The sequence below is a fragment of the Nitrospirota bacterium genome (genome assembly GCA_016235245.1).
GTDB lineage: Bacteria > Nitrospirota > Thermodesulfovibrionia > Thermodesulfovibrionales > UBA6898 > UBA6898.
This window is the reverse complement of record JACRLO010000003.1, coordinates 1-3,126: the sequence shown is the minus strand read 5'-3', so window position 1 is coordinate 3,126 and position 3,126 is coordinate 1. Positions and strand designations below refer to the sequence as shown.

The window sequence follows — 3,126 nt, the reverse complement described above, 5'->3', positions numbered from 1 at the left end:
GCAAAGACGTGACCGACTATGCGACGGCATTCAGGACAGAGACCGTAGCGGCGTCAAACGGCACGATAACGCTAACAGTTAACGAAAATCCGGTGTTCGTGGAGGTGCGGTAATGAAACTAAGAATGATCGTGTCTGTGCTCCTGGAATGGTCCGACTACTGTAATCACTCCTGCACAGATGCCTTCAGTTTTCGATTTAATTTGAGAAGTTTGCCGGTCTATGAGATAAAAGGCTTAGCCTTATGAGATCTTAATGAAGAGGAGAGTAAATGTATGAAGAAGGCAACGGTATCGCGTCGTGAAGGGATCAAATTCTTCTGTCTGGTTATGTCAGTCACCTGTTTGATTGTGGGGAGCAGTTCAAGCGGAATTGCGAAACCCTCAAGATCGTGCGACGAAGACGCAGCGAAATTCTGTAAGGATGTCCAACGCGGTGGAGGTCAAGTCGTAAAATGTCTGCAGGAGCATGAGAAGGACGTAACTCCTGCCTGCAAACAGGAGATGGCCGAGATGAAATCGAAGATGAAGGGATTCAAGGAATTCTGCGGCGATGAGGTGCAGAAATATTGCAAGGACATCAAGCCTGGAGAAGGCAGGATCATTCAATGTCTCAAGGGTCATGAAGACCAACTCTCTTCACAGTGCAAATCAAACCTGCCGCCGTTGCGATAGAAGCAGGTGAGGGATGTCATTGCCTGGTTTATAGCGGCCATTCTATTCGGTTGGCAATGAAAAGGGGGTAAGGGTTGAACATAAAGATAGTCATCATGGTGCTTCTGGCCGTAACGCTGTTTGCATGCGGGGGCGGGGGAGGTAGTGCCAGTGATAGTGGTGGTGGCAATGCATCAGCAACGCTGGTATCGATTATAGTAACACCGGCCAGCCCGAGTATCACGGTGGGGAATACACAACAGTTTACGGCAACCGGAACGTATTCGGACAACAGCTCGAAGACCTTGACTCAATCGGCAACGTGGGTTTCATCAAACACAGCTATCGCAACGATCGACGCTGCCGGTCTCGTGTCGGCGCAGTCCGCCGGAGTGACCACTATTACGGCGACATCGGGGATTATTGCGGGAAGCACGACACTGACGGTGACCACTGCTGTATCCCAGTCTCCGATCAATATCACCATGGACCTCCATTGCGACCCTCTGAACCAGCAACTGACGCTTGATGATCGGCGGATCTTCTTTCGACGGCAAATTGCCAATGCTGCGTGGCTGATGGATTATTTGGAGCCCTACGGCGTCAAAGTATCATTCCTCGCTGTTGGCGAATGCTACGAGTTCTGCGTCGAAGCTTCCGAACAGGCGACCTGCCTGCCGCTCCTTGCCAGGCTCCAGGCGAGCGGCGGCATACTGGGAACTCATTCGCATACCGAGTACTATCGCGGCGTCCATGACTGGCCGTCAATAGCCAATGCATACATAAATCCCGACCCGAGCGACGTCAGAAAGGTGTGGGACACCAATAAACGCTTCACTGACAAGGCCGTGAGCCTTGCGCTTGGCGTAACCGATACTGCTGTCATTGCGGCTGTCAATGCCGCGGCGGAATCCCATGCGCAGCTGACGAACCCTAACCAATTAATGGAGGAATACGGTTATACCATCCGCGAAGGCGGTGGGGACCAGATCATGGCCAGTTATTTCAGCCACGTGCCCTGGAATCCTTTCCGACCCGGCCAAAGCGCTATTACCGAAGACCTGACCACAAAATTCGTGACCGTGCCGCAGGGCATGGTCATCGGCCAAGTCGGTGAACATTTAGGTCTCTGGCAGGACGGGAAATCATCCCGTAAAAAAGCGGAATTTCTCCAGCTCTACGCTAACTGGAAAGAGCGCAATCGTACCGGCGCAAAGCCAAAGGTCTGGGCCTTTGGCTGGGGAGTCCATACGCAGGACCTGGACATTGGTTCCGAATCCCGGGCAGCAATTATGGACTTGATCCCCTGGTTGCGGGACGAGTTTGTCAGCAAGGCCGATGCAACCGGGAAACCTCCGGCCAGATTCGCTTCATACATAAATGTCCGGGACGAATATCGTGTCTGGGAAGCGGAACATCCCGGTGTTTCTTCTTTCAATTATGCAGCCAGGGCAACAGACTATTCTCAATATCCCTATCTCGAATGGGCGAATCGGTACCTCCGTTATGCCCGGTTTGATTCCCGCATAGCCGCTACGGGAGCCGACGTATTTCTTATGAAGGCAGGCGACTACTCTGCAACGACCCCTAAAACATATTCCTTTGTATTGGCAATCGCAGCAAGTTCACCGACGTCAGTGAACCTGTCTTCCACGTTTGGGCCAGTGACCCTGAAGAGTATTAAACTTAGCAACGGAAGTGTTAGCGATGTATCTGCTGTATCCGTCAGTCTCGATGCCGAACCCATTGCACTCTGTATTTCCGCAGATTGCGACGCGATACTGACCCTCGGAAGTACATCCTCCGGCACTGCCTGCGGGAGCGTAATATGTTATACCGGCACGGTCTGTGCCACTGATATAAGTCCCAACGTATGCGTTCCGGACTGTCGCATACAGGGGAATTCCTGCCCGGCGATCCGGCCCCAATGCAATCAGACGACCGGTGTGTGCCATTAAGAATAAGAAATGCATCCAAAATTAGAATACAGGAGGGCACGTAATGAACAAGTACGGCTCCAATATTCATTCGATGCCGGTCTTTGTCGAGACGGCCATGTACGATGGAAACCCCAATGATCCGGTAGTGCGTCCAGGCAGCACACTTCCGGTTCAGACAGAGAAAGAGCAGGCCAAGGGCTGATCAAGACATATGTTCTCGGGGCTTCAATCGGAATCGACAGGATATTCTGGAACCTTATCTACGAGAGAAGTGATTATGAACCGGGCCATGCTACCCCGTTTCCGCAGAACCCGTTCAACCACTATGGGCTGATCAACAATCCGACGAATGATGACGGTCTCTCACATAAAAAGCTATCTTACTATTCTTATAAGAAAATGGTGGAAATGCTTGAGGGCTCCGACTGGAAGAATATCCAGACGATACAGGCATCAGGCAATGTCTATATCTTCAGGTTCACGAAGAACACTGTGCCGATCTATGCAGCCTGGTGGGACTACTTTAATGATTCG

The 3,126-nt window shown here is 51.5% G+C and carries 3 protein-coding genes; all 3 read left to right on the top strand.

The genetic code is table 11. The features are described 5' to 3' along the window. The first annotated feature begins 274 nt into the window (after positions 1-274). A complete protein-coding gene (locus HZB31_01165) occupies positions 275-673 on the top strand; it encodes a hypothetical protein (protein ID MBI5846563.1) in 399 nt (132 codons plus the stop codon). 95 nt (positions 674-768) lie between these two features. Continuing rightward, entirely contained in the window at positions 769-2,610 is a 1,842-nt protein-coding gene (locus HZB31_01160; GenBank protein ID MBI5846562.1) for an Ig-like domain-containing protein, read from the top strand. A 43-nt stretch (positions 2,611-2,653) separates the two neighbouring features. Beyond that, complete coding sequence (locus tag HZB31_01155; protein ID MBI5846561.1) at positions 2,654-2,794, top strand: hypothetical protein; 141 nt, start codon at positions 2,654-2,656, stop codon at positions 2,792-2,794. Positions 2,795-3,126 lie beyond the last annotated feature (332 nt).

Bases quoted from the DNA above. Each gene is read 5' to 3' on its own strand.
- HZB31_01165 (MBI5846563.1), top strand. From the start codon at position 275: ATGAAGAAGGCAACGGTATCGCGTCGTGAAGGGATCAAATTCTTCTGT.
- HZB31_01160 (MBI5846562.1), top strand. From the start codon at position 769: ATGGTGCTTCTGGCCGTAACGCTGTTTGCATGCGGGGGCGGGGGAGGT.
- HZB31_01155 (MBI5846561.1), top strand. From the start codon at position 2,654: ATGAACAAGTACGGCTCCAATATTCATTCGATGCCGGTCTTTGTCGAG.